Source organism: Pseudomonas yamanorum (assembly GCF_013386765.1).
GTDB classification, from domain to species: Bacteria; Pseudomonadota; Gammaproteobacteria; order Pseudomonadales; family Pseudomonadaceae; genus Aquipseudomonas; species Aquipseudomonas yamanorum_A.
Window position 1 is genome coordinate 78,569 of record NZ_JACARE010000038.1, and the last position, 24,224, is coordinate 102,792.

General features: G+C 60.2%; 20 protein-coding genes. 5 read left to right on the plus strand and 15 right to left on the minus strand.

The window, feature by feature from the left end:
* Positions 1 to 36: 36 nt before the first annotated feature.
* Positions 37 to 804: a sulfite exporter TauE/SafE family protein gene (locus tag HX875_RS26100; RefSeq protein WP_177047028.1), complete on the minus strand. Its 768-nt coding sequence runs from the start codon at positions 802 to 804 to the stop codon at positions 37 to 39.
* Positions 805 to 903: 99 nt separating this feature from the next.
* Between HX875_RS26100 and HX875_RS26105 the strand changes: the two genes are divergently transcribed.
* The 5 genes from HX875_RS26105 (at position 904) to leuA (ending at position 10,188) form a co-directional block, all read left to right on the plus strand.
* Positions 904 to 1,794 carry a LysR family transcriptional regulator gene (locus HX875_RS26105; RefSeq protein WP_177047030.1) on the plus strand — a complete coding sequence of 297 codons (891 nt, stop codon included), beginning with the start codon at positions 904 to 906 and terminating at the stop codon, positions 1,792 to 1,794.
* Positions 1,795 to 1,804: 10 nt separating this feature from the next.
* Complete coding sequence (xseA, locus tag HX875_RS26110) at positions 1,805 to 3,184, plus strand: exodeoxyribonuclease VII large subunit (RefSeq protein ID WP_177047032.1); 1,380 nt, start codon at positions 1,805 to 1,807, stop codon at positions 3,182 to 3,184.
* A gap of 3 nt (positions 3,185 to 3,187) precedes the next feature.
* Positions 3,188 to 4,009: a peptidoglycan DD-metalloendopeptidase family protein gene (locus tag HX875_RS26115; RefSeq protein ID WP_177047034.1), complete on the plus strand. Its 822-nt coding sequence runs from the start codon at positions 3,188 to 3,190 to the stop codon at positions 4,007 to 4,009.
* 134 nt (positions 4,010 to 4,143) lie between these two features.
* Entirely contained in the window at positions 4,144 to 8,112 is a 3,969-nt protein-coding gene (locus tag HX875_RS26120; protein WP_177047036.1) for a membrane-targeted effector domain-containing toxin, read from the plus strand.
* A 396-nt stretch (positions 8,113 to 8,508) separates the two neighbouring features.
* Positions 8,509 to 10,188, plus strand: coding sequence for a 2-isopropylmalate synthase (leuA, locus tag HX875_RS26125; RefSeq protein ID WP_177047038.1), 1,680 nt, complete (start codon positions 8,509 to 8,511; stop codon positions 10,186 to 10,188).
* A gap of 198 nt (positions 10,189 to 10,386) precedes the next feature.
* Here the strand turns inward: leuA and HX875_RS26130 are convergent, their stop codons facing one another.
* The 14 genes from HX875_RS26130 to hscA form a co-directional block, all read right to left on the minus strand.
* Positions 10,387 to 11,178, minus strand: a complete 792-nt coding sequence (locus HX875_RS26130) for an amidohydrolase (RefSeq protein WP_177047040.1) — start codon at positions 11,176 to 11,178, stop codon at positions 10,387 to 10,389.
* Entirely contained in the window at positions 11,166 to 12,314 is a 1,149-nt protein-coding gene (locus HX875_RS26135; protein WP_177047042.1) for a pyridoxal phosphate-dependent aminotransferase, read from the minus strand. Before HX875_RS26135 ends, HX875_RS26130 begins: the two co-directional genes overlap by 13 nt.
* A gap of 108 nt (positions 12,315 to 12,422) precedes the next feature.
* Positions 12,423 to 13,892, minus strand: coding sequence for a ribosome biogenesis GTPase Der (der, locus tag HX875_RS26140; protein WP_088423691.1), 1,470 nt, complete (start codon positions 13,890 to 13,892; stop codon positions 12,423 to 12,425).
* A gap of 129 nt (positions 13,893 to 14,021) precedes the next feature.
* A complete protein-coding gene (bamB, locus tag HX875_RS26145) occupies positions 14,022 to 15,173 on the minus strand; it encodes an outer membrane protein assembly factor BamB (RefSeq protein WP_177047044.1) in 1,152 nt (383 codons plus the stop codon).
* Entirely contained in the window at positions 15,166 to 15,807 is a 642-nt protein-coding gene (locus tag HX875_RS26150) for a YfgM family protein (RefSeq protein WP_177047046.1), read from the minus strand. Before HX875_RS26150 ends, bamB begins: the two co-directional genes overlap by 8 nt.
* 40 nt (positions 15,808 to 15,847) lie before the next feature.
* A complete protein-coding gene (gene hisS / locus HX875_RS26155) occupies positions 15,848 to 17,137 on the minus strand; it encodes a histidine--tRNA ligase (RefSeq protein WP_076017543.1) in 1,290 nt (429 codons plus the stop codon).
* Between the two features lie 23 nt (positions 17,138 to 17,160).
* Positions 17,161 to 18,270, minus strand: a complete 1,110-nt coding sequence (ispG, locus tag HX875_RS26160; RefSeq protein ID WP_003209666.1) for a flavodoxin-dependent (E)-4-hydroxy-3-methylbut-2-enyl-diphosphate synthase — start codon at positions 18,268 to 18,270, stop codon at positions 17,161 to 17,163.
* A 4-nt stretch (positions 18,271 to 18,274) separates the two neighbouring features.
* Positions 18,275 to 19,288 carry a RodZ domain-containing protein gene (locus HX875_RS26165; protein ID WP_177047048.1) on the minus strand — a complete coding sequence of 338 codons (1,014 nt, stop codon included), beginning with the start codon at positions 19,286 to 19,288 and terminating at the stop codon, positions 18,275 to 18,277.
* Positions 19,288 to 20,046, minus strand: a complete 759-nt coding sequence (pilW, locus tag HX875_RS26170) for a type IV pilus biogenesis/stability protein PilW (protein ID WP_177047050.1) — start codon at positions 20,044 to 20,046, stop codon at positions 19,288 to 19,290. Before pilW ends, HX875_RS26165 begins: the two co-directional genes overlap by 1 nt.
* A gap of 12 nt (positions 20,047 to 20,058) precedes the next feature.
* Entirely contained in the window at positions 20,059 to 21,207 is a 1,149-nt protein-coding gene (rlmN, locus tag HX875_RS26175; RefSeq protein WP_177047058.1) for a 23S rRNA (adenine(2503)-C(2))-methyltransferase RlmN, read from the minus strand.
* Positions 21,208 to 21,237: 30 nt separating this feature from the next.
* Positions 21,238 to 21,663 (minus strand): nucleoside-diphosphate kinase, encoded by a 426-nt coding sequence (gene ndk, locus HX875_RS26180; RefSeq protein WP_003175956.1) that lies wholly within the window; start codon positions 21,661 to 21,663, stop codon positions 21,238 to 21,240.
* A 91-nt stretch (positions 21,664 to 21,754) separates the two neighbouring features.
* Positions 21,755 to 21,955 carry a Fe-S cluster assembly protein IscX gene (gene iscX, locus HX875_RS26185; RefSeq protein ID WP_177047060.1) on the minus strand — a complete coding sequence of 67 codons (201 nt, stop codon included), beginning with the start codon at positions 21,953 to 21,955 and terminating at the stop codon, positions 21,755 to 21,757.
* Positions 21,956 to 21,969: 14 nt separating this feature from the next.
* The gene (gene fdx, locus HX875_RS26190) at positions 21,970 to 22,311 is read right to left on the minus strand and encodes an ISC system 2Fe-2S type ferredoxin (RefSeq protein ID WP_010176867.1); all 342 of its coding nucleotides are present in this window, start codon (positions 22,309 to 22,311) and stop codon (positions 21,970 to 21,972) included.
* Positions 22,312 to 22,314: 3 nt separating this feature from the next.
* Complete coding sequence (gene hscA / locus HX875_RS26195) at positions 22,315 to 24,177, minus strand: Fe-S protein assembly chaperone HscA (protein WP_177047062.1); 1,863 nt, start codon at positions 24,175 to 24,177, stop codon at positions 22,315 to 22,317.
* Positions 24,178 to 24,224 lie beyond the last annotated feature (47 nt).

Here is a 24,224-nt window from a genome sequence, read left to right on the forward strand (position 1 = left end):
CTAGAGCACGGCAGCTTAATCCCTGACACCCACAGGTCAAGTACTCAAGTAACGGGCAATCAAGGCAATGCCGCTGGCCAGCACCAGCCAGGTCACCAGCCGCACGAACGCCTCGCGGGACATGCGCAGGGTCAGCCGCCGCCCCGCCCACAGCCCGAGCGCCATGGCCGGCAACAGGCACACCGCCAACATCAACAAGGGTAGCTCGGCGTACACGCCGGCGATCAGGAACAGGCTCAGGCGCACCACCGTGCTGCAGCTGATCAACGCACTCTGGGTCGCCCGCGCACCGTCCTTGGGCAAGCGGCTGTTGAGGTAGATCGCATATAAAAAGCCACCACTGCCGAACAACGCCCCGAACAATCCGCCGACCACACCCATGGGAATCGCCCAGCCGGCCGCCATCTGCGTCGGCTTGACCTTCACCGCCAGGCTGTAGATCGCGTAGGCGCTGATGAAAAGCCCCATCAGCAGCAGCAATAAATCCGAATGCAGGTTGAGCAGGAAGATTACCCCCAGGGTGCAGCCAATCGCCATGCACGGCAGCAACCTGAGCAATTCCGGCTTCACCACATCCCGCCGCGATTGCAGGAGGTTGCCGAAAGCCGCGACAAAATCCAGCAACACCAGCAACGGGATGATCTTCGACAGCGGCATGAACAGAATCAGGATCGGCCCCGCTACCAGCGCGGTGCCAAAACCGGCGATGCCGAACACGATATAGGCCAGGGCAATCGCCACGCCGATCACCAGCCAGTCCACACCACCCAATGACCAGTGACTCAACAGTTCGACCGGGCTCATGAAGTCTTCCTTATTCAAGATGACCATCACTTTAGCCATCGGCGAGGGTTGCGACTAATATCTTCAAAGCCCATCACTCATCTCGAAAAGGCATGACTTGTGATTTCCACCCGGCAATTGCGTTACTTCGTCGAAATCGCCGAGAGCGGCAGCTTCAGCGCGGCAGCCGAGCGGCTGTTTGTGGCGCAATCGGCGCTGAGCCGGCAGATCAAGGAGCTGGAAAACCTGCTGCAAACGCCGCTGTTTGAGCGCACAGCGCGCCAACCGAGGCTGACGGCTGCGGGCGAAGCGTTTTATCCGCGGGCACGTAACCTGCTGGGCGAGCTGCTGAAGGCCAGTGAGATGGCGACACAGGTGGGCAACGGCCAGCTCGGGACACTGCGGCTGAGTCATTCGAGCACAGTGCCGATGAGTGGCCGCTTGCTGCGCGGCATCGGCGCCTGGCTGGAGCAATGCCCGGGCGTTTCAATGGACATCGCCAAACTGTCCTCCGAAGCGCAGTTGGAAGAAATCGCCGATGGGCGGCTGGAGGTCGGGCTGTTGCGCTTGCCGGTGTTGCGCCAGCGCGAAGGCGTGCGCATCGTGCCTTTATACAGCGAGCGGTTGCTATTGGCGGTGCCGCCGAACCATCGGTTGGCTGGGCACACATCCGGTATAGATTTGGCGCAGTTAAAAAACGAAGCGTTTATCTCTATCCCTCATCCCCAACGCGGAGGGCTGAGTTACCTGTCAGCCGAGTTGTGCATGCGTGCCGGATTTTTCCCCAAGGCAGCCCGGGTGATGTCGCGCAAGACCACGCAGTTGCAGCTGATCCAGGCCGGATTCGGGATTGCCCTGCTGCCGGAATCGATGCAGGACATCGCGCCGGCCAACATTCACTTTTTGCCCCTGGCCGATCCCGATTGCCAAAGCACCGTCGCCCTCGCCTGCCAGCAAACGCCGAGCGCGCTGGTGGAGCAGTTCTGTCAAACCCTGCACGAATGCCTATAAACTGCCGCCCATGATTAAAGATCCCTTTGCCCGTCTGGGCCTGGACCGCGAAGTCCTGACTGTCAGCCAGCTCAACGGCCGCGCGCGGGTGTTGCTGGAAGACGTGTTCACCAATATCTGGGTTGAAGGCGAGATCTCCAACCTCGCCCGCCCGGCCTCCGGCCACGTGTATTTCACCCTCAAGGACAGCGGCGCCCAGGTGCGTTGTGCGCTGTTCCGGCAGAACGCCGCACGGGTGCGCCAGGCGTTGAAAGACGGTTTGGCGGTGAAGGTACGGGGTAAGGTCTCGCTGTTTGAAGGCCGTGGCGACTATCAGCTGATTCTCGACACGGTGGAGCCGGCCGGTGATGGCGCGTTGCGCCTGGCCTTTGATGCGCTGAAGGAAAAACTCAGCGCCGAAGGTTTGTTCAGTGCCGAGCGCAAGGTGCCGCTGCCCGCACACCCTCGGCGCATCGGGATTATCAGCTCGCCCACCGGCGCGGTGATTCGCGACATCATCAGCGTATTCCGCCGCCGGGCGCCCAACGTCGAACTGACGTTGATCCCGACGGCCGTGCAAGGCCGTGAGGCCGTGGCGCAAATTGTCCGCGCCCTGAAGCTGGCCGATGCCCGCGGCTTTGACGCATTGATCCTGGCTCGTGGCGGCGGCTCGCTGGAAGACCTCTGGTGTTTCAACGAAGAAGCCGTGGCGCGTGCGGTGGACGCCTGCGTGACGCCCATCGTCAGTGCGGTCGGCCACGAGACCGATGTGTCCATCAGTGACTTTGTCGCCGACGTGCGTGCGCCTACCCCTTCCGCCGCTGCCGAGCTGTTAGCGCCGGACTCCAGTCACCTGACTCGCCAGGTAGAGAATCTGCACCGCCGCCTGGTGATGCTGATGCGCAACCGCCTGATGCACGACCGCCTGCGCCTGGAAGGCATGGCCCGTCGCCTGCGTCATCCGGGCGAGCGCCTGCGCCAGCAAGCCCAACGCCTCGACGACCTGGACATGCGCCTGCGCCGGGCCTTTGAGCGCAGCCTGAATACTCGACGCGAACGCCTGATCCGCCTCGAAACCCGTCTCGCCGGCCAACACCCCGGCCGCCAACTGGCCCTGCTGCGCCAGCGCCTGGACAGCCTCGCCGAGCGCCTGCCCCGCGCCATGCGCGAAGGCCTCAAGGCCCGTCGCCTGCAACTGCAAAGCCAGGTGCAGACGCTGCACGTGGTCAGCCCGCTGGCGACCCTCGGCCGTGGCTACAGCATCCTGCTGGACGAACGCGGCCAGGCGATTCGCAATGCCGCGCAAACCCACACCGGCCAGCGCCTCACCGCGCGCCTCGGTGAAGGCCAATTGCAGGTGCGGGTGGAAGACAACCACCTGACGCCCGTCACCCTCTCGTTACTGGATTGATTGATGCCACGCTTTTTAAGTTTGTTGATGCTGTTGTGCCTGACTTTCAATGCCCACGCCGACAGCTACATCACCCGGCTGCTGAACAAGCCGGTGCCCGGCGGCGTCGCGGTGATCGACCTCGGCCCTTCAGCGACGGCGCCCAAGGCCACTTACCTGAACCGGCCAGTGCTGGTGGTGAAGGAGCAGAACAACTGGCTGGCGATTGTCGGTATTCCGCTGACGGTAAAACCCGGCACCCAGCGCATCACCAGCGGCAGCCAGACCCTGCCCTTTATCGTGGGTTTCAAGAAGTACCCCGAGCAGCACATCACCTTGAAGAACAAAAGCCAGGTGAACCCGGACCCGGCGCAGCTCAAACGCATCGAAGGCGAGCTGGCGGTCCAGCTCAAGGCGTATCGCAGTTTCAGCCCGAATACACCGAGCAACCTGTTGCTGGACAAGCCGGTGAACGGGCCGCTGTCGAGCAAGTTCGGCGTACGACGTTTCTTCAATGGCGAGGAGCGTAATCCGCATTCGGGGCTGGACTTTGCCGTGGGCGCAGGAACGCCGATCAAGACGCCGGCGGCGGGCAAGGTGATTCTTACCGGCAACTACTTCTTCAACGGTAACACCGTGTTTGTCGACCATGGCCAAGGCTTTATCAGCATGTTCTGCCATATGTCGAAAATAGATGTGAGCGTGGGCCAGCAACTGGCACGCGGTGCAGTGGTGGGCAAGGTCGGCTCCACCGGCCGGGCGACCGGACCGCATATGCATTGGAACATCAGCCTGAACGACGCACGGGTTGATCCGGCGATCTTTATCGGGGCGTTTCAGCCTTGACGGCTGCGCTGCACCCGAATCGGTGCAGCGCACTTTGCTTACAGTTTCAGCAGGAACCGACTCACCGTGAACCCTCACCCATCTGACTTACAAGGAGCGTAACGACGACATTCAAATACTGTGAGGTTTCGTTTATGGTTAGTCCCACCGTGATGCCGATACATCCCCCTTCGATCCAGCCGCCCGCCTTCGCACTGACGTCCGCCGCCAATATCACCCAGCCTGCCCCGTTGCCCGGTTCGACAGGCATACCACCGGAGCAACGCTCAACGCTCGCGGGACACTTCAACGTCGGCGATCAACAAGCCTTCCTCACTCAACACAACTCCCTCGCGCTCGCCATGCAAAAGCTGCATGGCCAGCAACCGAACTTCAAGGATGTCCAACTGCAACAAGTGGCCGCGATGCTTGCCGACCAGCCTCATCTCAATCCAGCAACGTTGACCTTCAAACGCTGGATCAGCCAGAGCGATGGCAGTATCAAAACACTCTCCGAGCAACCCCTTCTGGAGGCTCTGGATAAAAAGATTGCAGAACTGTCGAACCAGCCCGGCAAGCACGCTGACGAAGACGCCGACGTGCAGTCGGGCATATTCAGCCAACGCACAGCCAGTCAACCGCCGGAACTCATCGACACAACCCACTCGTTAAGCACCATCGCCCAGCGCATCACCACGCAATATCCCGAGGCGGCACTCGCCTTCTGGACGACACCACGCCCGTCAAAAACAAACCCGCAGGTATTGGAGTCGCCGCAGGACGAGCTGTTGACCCTGCACAAGCGCCAACTGTCGACACTGGCAGCCTTGCGCGCAAGTGATGGCACCCTGAGCCCGGCAGGCAAACAACTGATCGACGCTGCACTGCAATACCCCACGCTCGCCGAACGGGAGAAAGCCTTTGCCGACGGCGCCCGTCCGGGTGTGTATCCACTCACCCTGGATGACGGCACCGAGCGTGGTGCTTTACTCGCCGGCACTTTTCTCATCACCCAGACTGACGGGGCCTTCTCCACCCCGCCGACCTGGCCCAAAGGCAGATCCCTGGCGCTCGACGAGGCCAATGGCCCGGTCGTGCTGTATACACCCGGCGAAGGCTTCGAAGAATTCGCAACCCCCGCCCAGGCACGCGAAACGTTGGCGCTACGCCTGGATCAAGGCGCAACAGACGCCAACCTGCTGTTGCAGACGCTACCGCTATCGTTGCAAAACCGGGCGAACCCACCCACCGGGGACGACCTGATGCTCAGCGCCGAACCTCTGGCCGGGGATGTGCTGGCCGAAAGCTTGCCCGGCATGCTCAAGCGCCAGCAGGCCGAAATCAACATGGGCCTTGCCACTGCATCCGCTCAATCCACCACGCCATTACATCAGGCCATTGATAAGGCTGCCGACTGGTCATACCTGCTGGATGGCAGCAATGCCATGCAGGCACGCAACCAGAAACTGGCCGACAAACTGCAACCCGAGTGGCTGAAAAACCTCACCCCGGACCAGGAAATACGCTTTGAGCAACTGGAGCAGGCCGAAGAGAAAAGCGCGAACGCACTGACCCCGCAGATTGAGACAATACCCTCCCTGGCCACTTTCGCCCGGGACCGGATGAATGCATCGATAAAGCAGCAGTACCCGACGGCAGAGGTGGATGCCGATCAATTGATGGTCCTGGCACACACCAAGACCCGTATCCATACGGGCCGCCCTGGTCTCCCTCAAGCGCCTTTCGTAAAAAACATACACCTGTCGCTGACCGACCTGGCCCTGAAAAACCCCACCGCGTTCGCTGCCGGCGAAACATCCACATTTACACAGACCACCCTGACGCTGCCGCTGAAGGATAAGCAGGGCAAGCCCATACTGGACGCCAGCGGCAACCCCATCGTCCTCGACACCGAGCAGCTCAAGGCGCTGGTCAACAGGGCCGATGTGGGCGGTGAGTACCCCCGCCTGCTGAAGAGTGAACTGGCGCCGGACGCCGAGTCGGGGCCGGCAGGTGACAGGCGCGAAGCCTGGAAGGCCAGCCAGGCCGACCAAATGCGTAAAGAAGCTTTTCTCGCAGAGCTGAATCCTTCTGCCTACGCCGCTGAAGCGAAAGAAGACACAACCAGCAAACGTGGGGCGCAATGGGTCGCGGCTGTGCTGGACTACCCCGACCCGGCCAACCGTCCGACAGTCGATGGCCAAGCCATCGTTACCCATGCACTCCATCAACGCGGCTTGCCCGTGCAGGGCGTGATGGTTATCGGTAATGGCAAGGACCCGGAGCGGGTGCTGTATACGCCCAATGCCCCCGACGGAGTGACCTTTCGCGAAGTGGCGGATCAGCAAGCACTCGACACCCTGCTGGAAAAAAACGAATGGCGGCTATACACCGCGAACCGAAAGTCGCCCGTCAGTAAAGATGACGTTGATAAAGCCAAGACCGCGCTCACGAATCAAGCCACCAACCTGAGCCGGAATCCGATCACTGCCATCGATGCATTCGTCAAGACGCTCAAGCTCACGGGCGACACCAATACCCTTTCGCCCATCACGGGTGATGCCCAGGACGCGTTGTACAAACAACAGGTACAACTGCTGGTGGATAATGCCGACTACCAGTCAGTCAGCAGCGCTGAAGTGGCGGCAGAATCGACCGCCAACAAGATCCAGTTCGGGGTTGAAGTCGCCACAATATTCCTGGACCTGCTGCCGGTGCTCGGTAAGGTCGCTTCCACAGCCGTCCGGTTAGGAAAAGCCGGGTTAACGGCGCTACGCGCCAACGCCAGGGTCATACCCAAACTGATCAAGCATCCAACACTGGTGCGTGGGATCTATGCCGATTTTGCGACGTCGGCGACGGGCATCCCGCTGGTTCGCACCTCGCCACTGCGGCCAGTACTCAAGCCCTCGATTGCCATAGCCCCACTGTCCCAGGGAAGCCCGCTACCGACGCCAGGTGCGAGCATCCCGAATACTGTTCCCCCAAGCTCAGCCCCCTTCCCGAGTCCAGGCCGTGATCTGAGCCGCTACGCCGTGCCGGATACGCTGATCCAGGGGCGCCCGCTAAGACCGGACGGCACCTACAACGTCGGCGAGCATTGGTATGTGCGCTTTACCGATAACACTGGGGAGAACAAGGTCTATCAGATCGATTCAGCCTTTCACGCACGCAGCGGGCGGGTCAATATCGTGGACCCCAATGCCTCGCCGACGGCACCCAGGAGCAGCAAAATAGTGGCTTCTGTGCAATCTGCAGGAAATGGCGAATGGCGACTGAATGAACTGCCGGGAGGTGGGAAACAACTACCCGAAACCGAATATGTCAGCCGCAGCAACGGTCGGCTGATCGAGGCCGATTTCACCCCGGCAGCGCTGCCGGTGGCCAGGCATTGGTTCAGACGGGATGCCCAGCGTTTCTACCAGTCTATGGTCGCAGGCGGTCAAATGCCGCCGCGCCCACCTCGGCTGACGCTCGCACCCAATACATCGCCTGCAGATCTGTTTCGTGATGCCTACAAAACCAGTGACATTGTCGTACTTGGCGAGCTTCACAACGAAATCGCCAGTTTTCAGCTGATCAAAGAGAATATGCAGGCCCTCAAAGAGGCCGGTGTCACCACCATCGCGCTTGAAAATGTGGAAACCGATGCCGCAGGCCGAGTCGTCGATGTGGGTATGGGCAGTGGACGGCCGGACGGCTCATCGCCCACGCTTTCGGAACTGACTCAGCTTGCTCATGAACATGGCATAACAATTAAAGCCCTCGACCATCGCTACCTGACCCGACGATCGGATATGCCCGGTTTCTACAAGGACGTCGCAGACAACGACAAGGGCATTACCCGCCTGCAGGAGTTCAACTACTACGCCACACGCATCCTGCAAAACCGCAAGCCAGGCGAAAAAATACTGGCCTTGGTTGGCAGGTCCCATATGAACACGGCTCGAAACATTCCGGGCCTCGCCGAACTGACCGGTGGCGTCGGGATCGGCGTTTACCCGACGACGACATCGAACGGGAGCATTGCCATCAGTGGTCCGTCAATACCGAAGGATCCCGGGAGAAGCGTAGCGAGTGGTCATACGGCCGGGGACTATCAGATTTTCCAGAAAATCAGTTGAGTGCGTTTGGTGCGCGATGGGATCCCCTCACCATCGCGCATCCCGACGGGGATATCGTGCCGACAGCACCCCGCCCTTTTAAATTGCACAGCTTGGGACGCCGCCGCAACAAAACCAACAAACTCTGATTAAAACGACAATAAATAGCCATAAATACCAATTTATGGAGAATTCCTATCAATTTTTTCAGACTACTTGCCATCTCTCCTGCCCACGATTAGGGTTGGACCTATGAAAACCTCTCACACCCTCATTCAGCTTCGCCAGCACCGCAGCCTGTGCCTAGTCAGCGCACGACTGCCAGGCTGAATCGAACCGCCTCGTCCCAGCTTTATCCCCAAACAGTAGTTCCATGGCAGGCCGCCTTTTCTCGGCCCTACAACAAGGATTCTCCAGATGAGCATGCTCAAAGACCCGTCTTCGAAGTACCGCGCGTTTCCGACCATTGATATCCCGGACCGCACCTGGCCGTCGAAGACCATCACCGCCGCGCCGATCTGGTGCAGTTCCGACTTGCGCGACGGCAACCAGTCGCTGATCGAACCGATGGACGCGGTGAAAAAGCTGCGCTTCTGGAAGACCCTGGTCGCCGTCGGCGTGAAGGAAATCGAAGCTTCCTTCCCGGCTGCCTCGCAAACCGATTTCGACTTCGTGCGCACCCTGATCGAAGACAACCACATCCCCGCGGACACCACCATCCAGGTGCTGACCCAGGGCCGTGAAGACTTGATCGCCCGCACCTTCGAATCCCTGCGCGGCGCGAAGAAAGCCATCGTTCACTTGTACAACGCCACCTCACCGTCGTTCCGCCGCATCGTGTTCAACCAGGACAAGGACGGCATCAAGGCCATCGCGGTCAACGCGGCCAAGCTGTTCGTCAAATACGCTGCCCAGCAGCCGGAAACCCAGTGGACCTTCGAGTACTCGCCAGAGACTTTCAGCGCCACTGAGCTTGAGTTCGCCAAGGAAGTCTGTGACGCGGTGATCGAAGTCTGGAACCCGACGCCCGAGCACAAGGTGATCCTCAACCTGCCGGCCACCGTTGAATGCGCCACCCCGAACATCTATGCCGACCAGATCGAGTGGTTCGGTCGCCATATCAACCGTCGTGACAGCGTGATCATCAGCCTGCACACCCACAACGACCGTGGCACTGGCGTCGCCGCCACCGAGCTGGGCCTGATGGCCGGCGCTGATCGCGTCGAAGGCTGCCTGTTCGGCAACGGCGAGCGTACCGGCAACGTCGACCTGGTGACCGTGGCGTTGAACATGTACACCCAGGGCCTCGACCCGCAGCTGGACTTCTCCGACATCGACGGCATCCGCAAAGTCGTCGAAGAGTGCAACCAGATACCGGTGCACCCGCGTCACCCGTACGTTGGCGATCTGGTTCACACCGCCTTCTCCGGCTCCCACCAGGACGCGATCCGCAAGGGCTTCACCCAGCAGAAAGACGACGCCCTGTGGGAAGTGCCGTACTTGCCGATCGACCCGGCCGACATTGGCCGCAGCTACGAGGCGGTGATTCGAGTCAACAGCCAGTCGGGCAAAGGCGGCATCGCCTACCTGCTGGAGCAGGAATACGGCATCAGCTTGCCGCGCCGCATGCAGATCGAGTTCAGCCAGGTAGTACAGGCCGAAACCGACCGTGTGGGCCTGGAGATGACCGCAGCGCAGATCTACAGCCTGTTGCAACGTGAATACCTGCAAGCCAACACCCCGTACGCGCTGGTCAGCCATCGCTTGCAGGAAGAGAACGGCAACAGCTCGGTGGAAGTTGAAGTCTCCGGCAAGGGCCAGGGCGAAACCAACCTGCGCTGGCACGGCAAAGGCAACGGCGCCCTGGAAGCGCTGGTGGCCGGGCTGCCGATTGGCGTGGAGATCATGGACTACAACGAGCACGCGATTGGCGCGGGCACCAATGCCAAGGCCGCAGCCTACATTGAGCTGCGGGTGAACGGTGAGCGTCCGGTGCACGGCGTGGGCATTGATGAAAACATCACCACGGCGAGCTTCAAGGCCGTGTTCAGCGCGCTGAACCGTTCGTTGAGCCAGTTGGAAGCGAAAGCGGCGTAAGCACTGCCGCGCAAATGCAAAAGGCCCCTGGATGAGCGTCCAGGGGCCTTTTTTGGGCTCGGAACTTGTGGTGGCTGTCAGGGCCCCATCGCGGGCAAGCCCGGCTCCCACAGGGGAATGCATTCCTCCAGACAACTCAGATCAAATGTGGGAGCCGGGCTTGCCCGCGATAGCAATCTATCAGGCGACGAAAACCGTTCAGGTGAACTCGAAGCTATCCGCATCCAGGTTCGCCGGAAAGCGTGTGCGATACGCCGCCAATTCCGATGCATCCAGGCACACCTGGAACACTCCGTCCGCCTCCCCTGCGCTCAGCAGGCTTTCTCCCTGGAAGTCCAGGACCTGGCTGTCACCGGTATAGGCAAAACCCTTGCCGTCCGTGCCCACCCGGTTCACCGCCGCCACGTAGCACAGGTTTTCGATGGCCCGTGCCGGCAGCAGGCGGTTCCAATGCTGTCGCCGTGCGCCCGGCCAGTTGGCGGTGTACAGCAGCAAGTCAGTGTCCTGGGCGTCACGGCTCCACACCGGGAAGCGCAGGTCGTAGCAGATCAACGGACGAATCCGCCAGCCCTTGAGTTCGAACTGCACCTGACGCTCGCCGGGGGTGTAGTGATCGTGCTCACCGGCCATGCGGAACAAGTGGCGCTTGTCGTAGTGCAACACCTCGCCATCCGGGCGCGCCCAGAGCAAGCGGTTGCGATGACTGCGGTCGGCGGCCTGGATGATCACACTGCCGGTGATCACCGCGTTGTACTTCTTCGCCTGGGCCTGGAGCCATTGATGGGTGGGGCCGTTTTCGGGCTCGGCGAGCGTTTCCGATTCCATCGAAAAACCGGTGGTGAACATCTCCGGCAGCACGATCAGGTCGGCCCCCCTCGCCTGCTCCAGCAGCAGATCGAAATGCTCGAGGTTGGCCTGGCGGTCATGCCAGGCCAGGGTCGTTTGCACCAGGGCAATGTTCAGGTTGGGTAACGTACTCAGATCACGCATAGTTTCTCGGCTGCTTGGCGCAGCGTCTCCTCGCGTTTGGCGAAGCACAGGCGCACCAGGCGCTGGCCTTGCGGTGGGTTCTGGTAGAACACCGAGACCGGGATGGTGGCCACGCCATGTTCGCGGGTCATCCACAGCGACATGGCGACGTCATCCAGGTCCGGGCGAATCTGTGAGTAATCCACCAGTTGGAAGTAGGTACCGGCCACCCGGGTAAAGCTGAAACGCGAAGGTTCCAGCAGGTCGCAGAACAGGTCGCGCTTGGCTTGATAGAAAGCCGGCAGCTCCTCGACATGCTCCGGGTGTTCGGCCATGAAGTCTGCCAAAGCGTACTGCAACGGGGTCACGCCGCAAAAGTTGACATATTGATGCACCTTGCGCAGCTCGGCGCTGAGGGCCGGCGGCGCGACAACGTAGCCGGTTTTCCAGCCCGTGACGTGGTAGGTCTTGCCGAACGAGCTGACCACGAACGCACGCTGGTACAGCTCTTCGTGGGCCAGCACGCTGACGTGGGGCACACCGTCGAATACCAGGTGCTCGTAGACCTCGTCGCTGACCAGGTAGATATCGCGGTCGCGGATCAACTCGGCCAACTGGTCCAGCTCGGCGCGGCTGATCAGGGCGCCTGTGGGGTTGTGCGGGCTGTTGAGGATGATCATGCGGGTGCGCGGTGACAGCGCAGCACGCAGCCGCTCAAAGTCCAGGGCGAAGTCATGCAGGCCCAGTTGCACATGCACGCAGCGACCGCCCGCCAGCTCTACCGAGGGCTCGTAGCTGTCGTAGGCAGGATCGAACACAATGACCTCATCACCACTGCGGATCACCGCCTGGATCGCGCAGAAGATCGCTTCGGTGGCGCCTGGGGTGATGGTCACTTCGCTGTCGGCATTCACCGTTGCGCCATAGCTGCGGGCGATCTTGGCCGCCACTTGCTGGCGCAGCACCGGCAGGCCGGTCATGGGTGCGTATTGGTTATGGCCTAGGGCGATATGCTTGCCCACGCCATCAAGCAAACCCTGAGGCCCGTTGAAGTCGGGAAAACCCTGGGACAGGTTGAGCGCACCGGTTTCGGCAGCGAGTTGTGACATGGTGGTGAAGATGGTGGTGCCGACATTCGGCAGCTTGCTGGTGATCATCGGGGCGCCCCTTGCGGTGAGCTCCCAGTTTTAAGCTGCATGCCGCGAAGGGTCAACCGCCAGGCACAAAAAAGGGCTCTGAAAGAGCCCTTTTTCAACCGATCAGGATCAGCGCTTGTCGCGGCGCTTTTTGTCGGCTTTCTTGTGGTGCGTCATCATCCGGCGCTTTTTGTTTACCTGGCGGTCGGTGAGGCTGTTCTTGTTGCCTTCGTACGGGTTCTCACCGCCCTTGAACTCGATACGGATCGGCGTGCCGACCAGCTTCAAGACACGGCGATAGGTGTTTTCCAGGTAACGCACGTAAGACTTCGGCACTTTCTCCAGCTGGTTACCGTGGATCACGATAATCGGCGGGTTGGCACCACCCAAGTGAGCGTAACGCAGCTTGATCCGACGGTTGTTGACCATCGGTGGCGCGTGCTCGCTGACCGCATCTTCAAGAATCTGGGTCAGGCGGTTGGTTGGCCAGCGGGTGACCGCGGACTTGAACGAGTTCTGCACCGAAGCGTAGAGGTTGCCCACGCCGGTACCGTGCAGTGCCGAGATAAAGTGAATATCGGCGAACTCGACGAAGAACAGGCGACGCTGCAGCTCGATCTTGACGAAATCGCGCTCGCTCGGCGTCATGCCGTCCCACTTGTTGATCGCGATCACCAGGGCGCGACCGGCTTCCAGGGCAAAGCCCAGCAAGTTCAGGTCGTGGTCTACCACGCCTTCGCGGGCGTCCATGACGAAGATCACCACGTTGGCGTCTTTGATCGCCTGCAGGGTTTTCACCACCGAGAACTTTTCAACTTCCTCGTGGATCTTGCCACGCTTGCGCACACCGGCTGTGTCGATCAGCGTGTACTTCTCGTCGTTACGCTCGAACGGGATGTAGATACTGTCGCGGGTGGTACCAGGCTCGTCATAGACGATAACCCGATCTTCACCGAGCATCCGGTTGACCAGGGTCGACTTGCCGACGTTCGGGCGGCCGATGATCGCGATCTTGATACCGTCTTTTTCGCTTGGGCCAGGAATGCGCTTGGCTTCCTCGCCTTCGGCAACGATCTCTTCTTCGCCTTCGACTTCATCCACGTCATCACGCGGGAAGTCGCGCAGGGCGATTTCCAGCATCTGGGTGATGCCACGACCGTGGGCACCGGCGATCGGAATCGCGTCGCCCAGGCCCATCGGGCTGAATTCGGCACGGGCCATCTCAGGATCGATGTTGTCGATCTTGTTGGCCACCACGTAGGAACGCTTGTTGCGCTTGCGCAGGTGCTCGCCAATCATCTGGTCGGCAGCGGTGTAGCCCGCGCGGGCGTCCACCAGGAACAACACGACATCGGCTTCTTCAATGGCCAGCAGCGACTGCTCGGCCATCTTTTCGTCCATGCCATGCTCGTCACCGGAGATACCACCGGTGTCGACAATAATGTAGGAGCGCCCTTGCCACTTTGCCTCACCGTATTGGCGATCACGGGTCAGACCGGACAAGTCGCCGACGATGGCGTCGCGAGTCCTGGTCAGGCGGTTGAACAAGGTGGACTTGCCGACGTTCGGTCGGCCCACCAGGGCGATTACGGGAACCATGCGGCTCTCCACTTCGTTATTTCAGAAAATACAAAAGCCGCTGCAAGGCAGCGGCTGGTGCTCGACTGTAGGAGCGAGCTTGCTCCTACAGGTGAAGCTGCCTGAGGGGTAGCCCCCCAAGCATAGTTCTTACTTGATGGTCAGCGCTTCCAGTTTGCCGCTGTTGCCATACACGTAAAGCATGTTGCCTACCACCAGCGGACGGGCACGCAGGCCGTCGCTGTCGATGCGTTCGCGACCCACGAAGCGACCGTCCACCTGGCTCAGCAGGTGCAGGTAACCTTCAAAGTCGCCTACCGCTACATAGCTGGAGAACACTTCCGGTGCCGACAGTTGACGGCGGGCCAGAGAGTCGTTGCTCCACAATGCAGTGGTGGAACGCTCGTCGACACTTTCAACGGTGCCGGACGCCAGGCTTACGTAGACGCTGCCAAACCCTTGGGCGACACCGGCGTAGCTGGAAGCATCACGCTGCCAGTTGATCCGGCCGCTCTGTACGTCCAGCGCCGCGACACGGCCCTGATAAGTGGCGACATAAAGGGTATCACCCGACAGCAGCAAGCCACCGTCGATGTCCACTACGCGGTCCAGCTCCGAACGGCCCTGAGGAATAGCGACCCGGGTTTCCCAGGCCGGCACGCCGTTCTGGGTGTCCAGGGCGACCACTTTACCGGTCGACAGGCCTGCCAGTGCCAAGTTACTGGTCACAACCGGACCGCTGGTACCGCGCAAGGTCAGGACCGCCGGCGTGCTGTCGTACAACCAGCGCTGGTTACCAGTGGCGGCGTCGAGGCCGATCACACGGTCATCCTGGGTCTGAACCACAACCACGTCACCGTTGGTAGCCGGTGGCGAGAGCACTTCACTGGTCACGCGAGCGCGCCATTTCTCTTCACCGGTGCTCGAATCCAGTGCCACGACATCGCCTTTCAGCGTGCCGAGCAGCACCAGGCCGGAACCCACGCCAACGGCGCCGGACACAGGCAGTTCGAGGTCTTTCTTCCATTTGACGTCGCCGTTCATGCGATCCATGGAGACCACAACGCCGGTGGAGTCTGCGGCGAAGATGGTGTCACCGTCGATCGCCGGGACCATCAGGTTGTACAGGTCGCCCTGACCGTCACCAATGGAGCGGCTCCACTGCTTTTGCAGGACCACTTCTTCCTTGAAGCTGGTCAGCTCGGCCGGAGGCAGTTCTTTTTTGCTGTTGCTGCTGCAACCCGCGGCCAAAACGGCCAGAGCCAGCAATGCTGCATGTTTCCAACGGATCACGTCACGCATCCCCTTTGGCCAAGTCGTCGAGCTTGATTTGTAAGCCACCGACCGCCGCTTCATCAGACAGCGCCGCCTTGGCTTTTTGGTACGCAGCATTGGCTTCGTCGGTACGACCCAATTGGACCAGCAGGTCGCCCTTGAGCTCTTCACGAGTAGCCAGGAATGCCTTGTCAGCATCGCCGTCGAGCAATTTCAGTGCGTCGTCGGCCTTGTTCTGTGCCGCCAGTACCTGAGCCAGACGCTGACGTGCGATTTCACCCAGTGTCGGGTTGGCCGGCTTGTCGGTGATGGCTTTCAGCTCGGAGGCTGCGTCATCCAGCTTGCCGTTGTCCACCGCAACTTTTGCGACGAACAGGCTGCCGTACTGCGCGTAGGTGCTACCACCGAATTCGCTCTTCAGCTTGCCGGCCAGGTCTGCCACTTGGGCGAGGTCCGGCTTGCCGCTTGGCGTCAGCGTGGTTTCCAGCAATTGCTGATAGATAATCGAGGCGCCTTGCGACTGGTTAGCCTGATACTTGTGCCAGGCTTGCCAGCCGAACACCACTACTAAAGCCAGCAAGCCGCCAGTGACCAGGGGCTTGCCGTTGCGCTGCCACCAGTCTTTGAACTCGGCCAGCTGGTCATCATCAGTACTCGACACCCCAATACTCCTTAATCGCTAAATCGGCTGTTTGACAGCTTCAACCCTGCACGATGCAGGTGGCCAGGTGCGCTGCAAGCGCATCAAAGGCAATGCTTTGTTGTTCACCCTGACCACGCAGGGGTTTGAAACTTACCACTTGCTGGGCCAACTCATCATCACCCAGGATCAGTGCATACAGCGCACCGCTCTTGTCGGCTTTCTTGAACTGGCTTTTGAAGCTGCCGGCGCCGGCATTGACTTGCAGGCGCAGGTTCGGCAGTTGGTCGCGCAGCTTCTCGCTCAGGGCCAGGGCAGCCAGTTCGGCCGCCTCGCCAAAGGCACAGAAGTACACGTCCACCTGACGGGAGATTTCTTCGGGGACCTGCTCCAGGGTTTCCAGCAGCAGGATCAGCCGCTCGATACCCATGGCAAAACCAACACCGGTGGTCGGCTTGCCGCCCATCTGCTCGACCAGGCCGTCGTAACGGCCACCGGCACACACGGTGCCCTGGGCGCCGAGCTTGTCGGTGACCCACTCGAACACGGTCTTGCTGTAGTAATCGAGGCCACGCACCAGTTTCGGGTTGATGACGTAAGGAATACCGGCCGCATCCAGGCGAGCCTTGAGGCCCTCGAAGTGGATACGGGACTCGTCGTCCAGGTAGTCGGCCATTTTCGGCGCGTCCACGAGTACGGCCTGGGTCTCGGCGTTCTTGGTGTCCAGTACCCGCAGCGGGTTGGTTTTCAGGCGGCGCTGGCTGTCTTCGTCCAGCTTGTCCAGGTGGCCCGACAGGAATTCAACCAGGGCTTCGCGGTAGCGGCCCCGGGATTCGCTGGTGCCCAGGCTGTTGAGTTCAAGCTTGACCGCATCACGGATGCCCAGCATGCCCCACAGGCGCCAGGTCAGCACGATCAGCTCGGCGTCGATGTCCGGACCGTCGAGGTTGAACACTTCCAGGCCGATCTGGTGGAACTGGCGATAACGGCCTTTTTGCGGACGCTCGTGGCGGAACATCGGGCCGATGTACCAGAGCTTCTGCGGCTGGCCACCGCCGGTTAGGCCATGTTCGAGCACCGCACGCACACAGGCGGCAGTACCTTCGGGACGCAGGGTCAGGGAATCGCCGTTGCGGTCTTCGAAGGTGTACATCTCTTTTTCGACGATATCGGTCACTTCACCGATGGAGCGCTTGAACAGCTCGGTGAACTCGACGATCGGCATGCGGATCTGCTTGTAACCGTAGTTATCCAACAGACGCGCGACAGTGCCCTCGAAGTAGCGCCACAGGGGCGTCTGCTCAGGCAGGATGTCATTCATGCCACGAATGGCTTGCAGAGACTTGCTCACATCAAATCCTTAAATTCGTTCGATCAGCCGCGCGCGATAACCGCTGCGTCAGCTTCGACCTTTTCGGCCGCTTTCTGGCGGATCAGCCGTTCCAGCTCATCCACCAGATTGTCATTCGTCAATTTCTGCGACGGCTTGCCGTCGATGTAGATCAGGTTTGGCGTACCACCGGTCAGGCCCACATGGGCCTCTTTGGCCTCACCCGGCCCGTTGACCACACAGCCAATCACCGCAACATCCAGCGGCACCAGCAGGTCTTCGAGGCGTACTTCCAGTTCGTTCATGGTTTTCACCACGTCGAAGTTCTGCCGCGAGCAGCTCGGGCAGGCAATGAAGTTGATGCCACGGGAACGCAAATGCAGGGATTTGAGAATGTCGTAGCCGACTTTCACTTCCTCTACCGGGTCTGCCGCGAGGGAGATGCGAATGGTATCGCCAATCCCGTCGGCCAGCAGCATACCGAGACCCACCGCAGATTTCACTGTGCCTGAGCGTAAACCGCCGGCTTCGGTAATCCCTAAGTGCAATGGCTGGACGATTTCCTTGGCCAGCAGGCGGTACGCTTCTACCGCCATGAACACGTCGGAAGCCTTTACGCTGACCTTGAAGTCCTGGAAATTCAGGCGTTCAAGGTGTTCAACGTGGCGCAACGCGGACTCGACCAATGCAGCCGGAGTCGGCTCGCCGTATTTCTTTTGCAGGTCTTTTTCCAGGGAACCGGCGTTGACGCCGATGCGGATTGGAATCCCGCGATCACGGGCGGCATCCACCACGGCGCGAACCCGGTCTTCGCGACCGATGTTGCCCGGGTTGATACGCAGGCAATCGACGCCCAGTTCGGCCACGCGCAACGCGATTTTGTAGTCGAAGTGGATATCGGCGACCAGCGGCACCTTGACCAACTGCTTGATGCGGCCAAAGGCTTCGGCAGCATCCATGTCCGGCACAGAAACCCGCACGATGTCGACGCCAGCCGCTTCCAGACGATTGATCTGGGCGACAGTGGCTGCCACATCATTGGTGTCGCTGTTGGTCATGCTCTGTACAGCAATGGGGGCATCGCCGCCCACCGGCACCGAGCCGACCCAGATCTTGCGCGATACGCGACGTTTGATTGGAGATTCGCCGTGCATGACTTTATTGTCCCAACTTGAGGCGAGCAGTCTCGCCACTGGTGAACGGCGCCACGTCCACAGGCTGGCCGTTGTAGGCCACTTGCGCGCCACGGGCGAAGCCCAGACGCAGCGTCAAAGGAGGCTTGCCGCCCTGGTCAAGTGTATCTCCCTTACGCTTCAGACCACTGAACAGCACCTTGCCGTTGCCATCGGAGACTTGCGTCCAGCAGTCAGCGACGTAGGTAATTTGTACTCGGCCATCACCGGCGATCAGTACCGGGGTGGTTGGCGCGGAAATCGCCGGGGCTGCCGGGGTGACTGGAGTTGTTGTCACAGGAGCCTGCGCCGGTACGGCCGGGGTATGGGCCGGAGCGGCTGGCGTGTGAGCCGGAGTCGCAGGCGTCGCGGCAACTACTGGAGCAGGTGCCACAGGGGCCACTGCGGTGGCTGTACCGGCTTCCGAAGCAGGCTGCTCGGCGCCTGGCTCTGCCTCAGGCGCCGCCTGGCCCTGGGCCACGGCCTGGTCTTCCGGCTCGTCCAATGGATGAATCTGGGTGGTGCCGTCGGCGCTTTCGACTTCGACGTGCTCCATGGCGTTGCTGGACAAGTCCTTGCCGCGCTGGGCGGTCTGGTCCTGCCACCATACAAAACCACCGCCGATCACGGCGATCAGCAGCAGCAGGCTGACAATTCGCAAAATAGTGTGGGAAACCCGCACAGGCTCTTCTATGCGGCCCAGACCATGGACATTGCTGCCTTGGGAATCGGTACCGGTGATCTGGTCGAATTCCTGGACCAATGCGGCCTGGTCGATACCGAGCAACTTGGCGTAGGCGCGGATATAGCCGCGGGCGAAGGTATGCCCTGGCAGCTTGTCGAACGCGCCAGCTTCAAGGTTGCCCAATGAAGTCGTGGTCAAATTGAGCTTGAGGGCCACTTCTGCCAGCGACCAACCATTGCTTTCGCGGGCCTGACGCAAGGTCTCGCCTGGGTTTCCACGATTAGCTGCTACAACTTCCGGGTGCGCCGCTTTCATCATTGCTCCGACAGGTATTGCTGATATTCCGGCGTACCGGGATAGAGTCGTTCGAGTTGCTGGCCAAAACGTGCAGCCTTGTCGCGTTCTTCATGAACCGCAGCCAGGCGCACACCGAGCAATAGACTACGTGCATTTTGCCCGCTCAGCAGGCTAAAACGCTCGTAATAGTCACGTGCCGGCACATAATGCCTGTCTTCGAAGGACAACTCAGCCATTTCGAGCAACGCTCGTGGCTGGCGCTGGTTCAAGTGCAGGGCTTTTTCCAGTTGCTGGCGGGCGGTGTCGCGCTGGCCGAGACGCATCGAGGTAACCCCGAGGTTCTCGAAAACCCGCGAGCGCTCAGGATAGAGGGTATCGGCCGCAGCCTGCTGGAAATATTCGGACGCCAGGTCATAACGTTTCTGCGCAAACAAAAAACTGCCGTAATTGTTCAGCAGTCTTGGATCGCCAGGACGTGTGGCCAGGGCCTTGTGGAAATATTGATCAGCCAGTTCGGGCTCGGCCTGGGCCTGGAACACCAGGGCCAATGCAGCATTGGCGTCAGCATCGCTGCCATCCAGTTCAAGGGCCTTCTTCAGCGGCACCTTGGCCTGTTCGGCCATCCCTTGCTGCAAGTACCCCAAGCCCAACTGCACGTAGGCAGCCCGCGCTTCGTCACGGCCCTTGCCGGTTTGCAACGGACTGTCATGGCCCGATGAAACACAGCCAGCCGAGAGGCTGGCAACAAGCAAAAGCAGCGCAAGGCGCAAGGGCATAGAGATCCTCTCTCAGGTTCGAGTCGCGGCGCTTTGCGGCATATCGTCGGCGGCACTCAGTTCACGCACGGCGATATAACGTTCGCTGCGACGGGTGCGATCCAGCACCTGTCCTACCAATTGGCCACATGCCGCATCGATGTCTTCGCCGCGGGTGGTGCGCACGGTGACATTGAAGCCTGCATGGTGCAGTTGATCCTGGAAACGGCGGATGGCGTTGTTGCTCGGCCGCTCGTAGCCAGAATGGGGAAACGGGTTAAACGGAATCAGGTTGATCTTGCACGGTACATTCTTGAGCAACTCGATCATCTCGACCGCGTGCTCGACCTTGTCGTTGATGTCCTTGAGCATGGTGTACTCAATGGTCAACACACGTTTTTCGCCCAAGGTCGCCATGTAGCGCTGGCAAGATTCGAGCAGCATCTTAAGCGGATACTTCTTGTTGATCGGCACCAATTGGTTACGCAATGCGTCATTCGGTGCGTGCAGCGACAACGCCAGGGAGACGTCGATGTGCTTGGCCAGCTCATCGATCATCGGTACCACGCCGGAGGTCGACAGGGTCACACGGCGCTTGGAGATGCCGTAGCCCAGGTCGTCCATCATCAGGTGCATGGCCGCAACCACGTTGTCGAAGTTCAGCAGCGGCTCGCCCATGCCCATCATCACCACGTTGGTGATGGCACGGTCGGCGGTCGCCGGGATGCTGCCGAACGATTTATTGGCAATCCACACCTGGCCGATCACTTCGGCGGCGGTGAGGTTGCTGTTGAAACCTTGCTTGCCGGTGGAGCAGAAACTGCAATCCAGGGCACAGCCTGCCTGGGACGAAACGCACAAAGTGCCGCGTTTGCCCTGGGGAATGTACACGGTCTCGACGCAGCTGCCGGACGCCACGCGCACTACCCACTTACGGGTACCGTCGGTGGAAATGTCCTCGCTGACCACTTCGGGGCCGCGAACTTCGGCAATGACCTTGAGCTTGTCGCGCAGGGCCTTGCTGACGTTCGTCATGGCGTCGAAATCATCGACGCCAAGATGGTGAATCCACTTCATTACCTGAGCGGCACGAAAACGCTTCTCCCCGATTGAGTCGAAGAATTTTTCCATTTCCTGTTGAGTCAGACCCAGCAGGTTGGTTTTTGCAGTCAATGTAGTCATGGATTCACCTTCGCTCTTTTAAGCCAATGCTTAGCGAGCGGTTACTTCAGTAGCAGCGAAAAAGTACGAGATTTCGCGGGCAGCAGCGGCTTCGGAGTCCGAACCGTGAACGGCGTTGGCGTCGATCGATTCAGCGAAGTCAGCACGGATGGTGCCGGCAGCAGCTTCTTTAGGGTTGGTAGCGCCCATCAGCTCACGGTTCAGAGCGATAGCGTTTTCGCCTTCCAGAACCTGAACAACAACAGGACCGGAGATCATGAAGGCAACCAGGTCGCCGAAGAAACCACGAGCGCTGTGCTCAGCGTAGAAGCCTTCAGCTTCAGCCTTGGACAGTTGCTTGAGTTTCGAAGCTACAACCTTCAGGCCGGCTTTTTCGAAACGAGTGGTGATCTCGCCGATGACGTTTTTTGCAACAGCGTCAGGCTTGATGATGGAGAAAGTACGTTGAACAGCCATGGTGTAACTCCAGAAACGGTAATTTGCGAAAAATTAAACCCGCGAATTATACGCGGGTTCTTGGGTATTGCCTAACTGCGTAAGGGAGGCTTCAGTCCTGCTCTTCTTTCCAGGCAGTCTGAATAGCTTCAAGAACCTTTTCACCGCCGCGTTCCCGATCATCTTCAAACCCTGGCAAGGCCATGACCATGTCACGCAAAGCTACAAAGTTCAGTGAATAAGGGTTCACGTCCGGGTGACCGTCGGCCAGCAGGATAGCGATATCTTGTACATCAACCCATTTAAGACTCATGACACTTCCTTGAATCAGTGCGGCGCTTCAGCGGCATGGTTGAGCGAATATTTCGGAATTTCGACAGTGAGGTCTTCTGTTCCCACTTTAGCCTGACAGCTCAAGCGCGATGTCGGCTCCAGACCCCACGCCCTATCAAGATAGTCCTCTTCCAGCTCATCAGCCTCTTCAAGGCTGTTGAAACCTTCACGGACGATGCAGTGGCAAGTGGTACAGGCGTTGACGCCGCCGCAGGCGCTTTCGATCTCGATGTGGTTGTCGTGAGCGACTTCGAGAATGGACTTGCCGGTCTCAGCCTCCACAACCATACCGTCCGGGCAATGCTCGGCGTGTGGCAGAAAAATGATCTGCGGCATCAGTTAATCCTCAAGTTCGTTCAAGTTGCGGCCCGCCAGGGCGGCTTTCACCGTCTGGTCCATACGACGGGCGGCAAAGGCATCGGTCACTTGCGACAGGCGCTTGGTCTGTTGCTCGATGGCATAACCATCGGTGCCTTTCATCAATTCAGCCAGTTCCTGCATCTGCAGGTCGATGACCATGCGCTCTTCGGCATCCAGCAAACGCTCGCCGTCAGCCTCAAGGGCGCCCTGCACCGCTTCAAGCAGGCGCTGGGCATCGACTTGCTGCTCACGCAACACGCGGGCGACCTTGTCGTCACCGGCGTACTGGAACGAATCCTTGAGCATCTTGGCGATTTCGCCGTCGGTCAGGCCGTAGGACGGCTTGACCTGGATGCTGGCTTCGACGCCAGAGGCCAATTCGCGCGCGGCAACGCTGAGCAAGCCGTCGGCGTCGACCTGGAAGGTCACGCGAATCTTCGCCGCACCGGCCACCATCGCCGGAATACCGCGCAATTCGAAGCGTGCCAGGGAGCGACAATCGCTGATCAGCTCACGCTCGCCTTGCAGCACATGAATCATCATGGCCGTCTGGCCATCTTTGTAAGTGGTGAAGTCCTGGGCGCGGGCAACGGGGATGGTGGTGTTGCGTGGAATCACCTTCTCCATCAGGCCGCCCATGGTTTCCAGCCCCAGGGACAACGGAATCACGTCGAGAAGAAGCAGTTCGCCACCATCGCGCTTGTTACCGGCAAGGGTATCGGCCTGGATCGCAGCACCAATGGCCACCACTTGATCCGGATCGATTTCGGTCAGCGGCTGGCGGCCAAAGGCTTCAGCTACCGCTTCACGAACACGCGGCACGCGGGTCGAACCGCCCACCATGACCACGGCGGCCACATCTTCCAGCTCGATACCTGAGTCGCGCACCGCGCGGCGGCAGGCTTTCAGGCTGCGAGCAACCATCGGCTCGATCAGCGCATCAAAGGCTTCACGGGTCAGTTGGGCCGACCAGCTACCGTAGGAAACTTCAACCGAGGCTGCATCAGTCAGCGCTTCTTTAGCGGCGCAGGCAGTTTGCAGCAGGTTACGTTGCGCGCCCGGGTCCAGGTCGGCAGACAAGCCGGCACTGGTGATGATCCAGCCAGCAATGGCGTGATCGAAGTCGTCGCCGCCCAGGGCAGTGTCGCCACCGGTAGCCAGCACTTCGAAGACACCGCCGGTCAGGCGCAGAATCGAAATATCAAAGGTGCCGCCGCCCAGGTCGTAAATAGCCACCAGGCCTTCGGCGTGCTGATCCAGGCCGTAAGCCACTGCGGCCGCGGTCGGCTCGTTGAGCAGGCGCAGCACGTTCAGGCCGGCCAGTTTCGCCGCATCCTTGGTGGCCTGGCGCTGAGCGTCATCGAAATACGCAGGAACAGTAATCACCGCGCCCACCAGTTCGCCGCCCAAGGTGGTTTCTGCACGCTGGCGCAACACCTTGAGGATATCGGCCGACACTTCCACCGGGCTTTTCGGACCCTGGATGGTGTCGATGAACGGCATATGGGATTCGCCACCGACAAAGCGGTACGGCAGCTGGTCGCCCAGTTGCTTGACGTCGGACAGACCACGACCCATCAAGCGCTTGACCGACAGCACGGTGTTCAAAGGATCGGAAGACGCCGCCAGCTTGGCCGACTCACCGACTTCGGTGCGGTCAGCGTGATAGCGCACGGCAGACGGCAGGATAACCTGGCCATCAGCGTCGGGCAGCGGCTCGGAAAGACCGCTGCGCAACGCAGCGACCAGAGAATTGGTAGTGCCCAAGTCAATCCCGACCGCCAGACGACGCTGGTGCGGTTGAGGACTTTGGCCGGGTTCGGCGATCTGCAGTAGGGCCATGGTAATCAGGACTTATCTGTATATCAGGCGTGCAACCTGGGCGGCAC

What these genes read in the sequence shown, in the direction of transcription:
- HX875_RS26100 (WP_177047028.1), bottom strand. Translation starts at nt 804, where the DNA reads ATGAGCCCGGTCGAACTGTTGAGTCACTGGTCATTGGGTGGTGTGGAC.
- fdx (WP_010176867.1), bottom strand. Translation starts at nt 22,311, where the DNA reads ATGCCGCAGATCATTTTTCTGCCACACGCCGAGCATTGCCCGGACGGT.
- HX875_RS26115 (WP_177047034.1), top strand. Translation starts at nt 3,188, where the DNA reads ATGCCACGCTTTTTAAGTTTGTTGATGCTGTTGTGCCTGACTTTCAAT.
- der (WP_088423691.1), bottom strand. Translation starts at nt 13,892, where the DNA reads ATGGTTCCCGTAATCGCCCTGGTGGGCCGACCGAACGTCGGCAAGTCC.
- HX875_RS26135 (WP_177047042.1), bottom strand. Translation starts at nt 12,314, where the DNA reads ATGATCACCAGCAAGCTGCCGAATGTCGGCACCACCATCTTCACCACC.
- rlmN (WP_177047058.1), bottom strand. Translation starts at nt 21,207, where the DNA reads ATGACTACATTGACTGCAAAAACCAACCTGCTGGGTCTGACTCAACAG.
- HX875_RS26120 (WP_177047036.1), top strand. Translation starts at nt 4,144, where the DNA reads ATGGTTAGTCCCACCGTGATGCCGATACATCCCCCTTCGATCCAGCCG.
- hscA (WP_177047062.1), bottom strand. Translation starts at nt 24,177, where the DNA reads ATGGCCCTACTGCAGATCGCCGAACCCGGCCAAAGTCCTCAACCGCAC.
- xseA (WP_177047032.1), top strand. Translation starts at nt 1,805, where the DNA reads ATGATTAAAGATCCCTTTGCCCGTCTGGGCCTGGACCGCGAAGTCCTG.
- leuA (WP_177047038.1), top strand. Translation starts at nt 8,509, where the DNA reads ATGAGCATGCTCAAAGACCCGTCTTCGAAGTACCGCGCGTTTCCGACC.
- ndk (WP_003175956.1), bottom strand. Translation starts at nt 21,663, where the DNA reads ATGGCTGTTCAACGTACTTTCTCCATCATCAAGCCTGACGCTGTTGCA.
- HX875_RS26130 (WP_177047040.1), bottom strand. Translation starts at nt 11,178, where the DNA reads ATGCGTGATCTGAGTACGTTACCCAACCTGAACATTGCCCTGGTGCAA.
- pilW (WP_177047050.1), bottom strand. Translation starts at nt 20,046, where the DNA reads ATGCCCTTGCGCCTTGCGCTGCTTTTGCTTGTTGCCAGCCTCTCGGCT.
- iscX (WP_177047060.1), bottom strand. Translation starts at nt 21,955, where the DNA reads ATGAGTCTTAAATGGGTTGATGTACAAGATATCGCTATCCTGCTGGCC.
- HX875_RS26165 (WP_177047048.1), bottom strand. Translation starts at nt 19,288, where the DNA reads ATGAAAGCGGCGCACCCGGAAGTTGTAGCAGCTAATCGTGGAAACCCA.
- ispG (WP_003209666.1), bottom strand. Translation starts at nt 18,270, where the DNA reads ATGCACGGCGAATCTCCAATCAAACGTCGCGTATCGCGCAAGATCTGG.
- bamB (WP_177047044.1), bottom strand. Translation starts at nt 15,173, where the DNA reads ATGCGTGACGTGATCCGTTGGAAACATGCAGCATTGCTGGCTCTGGCC.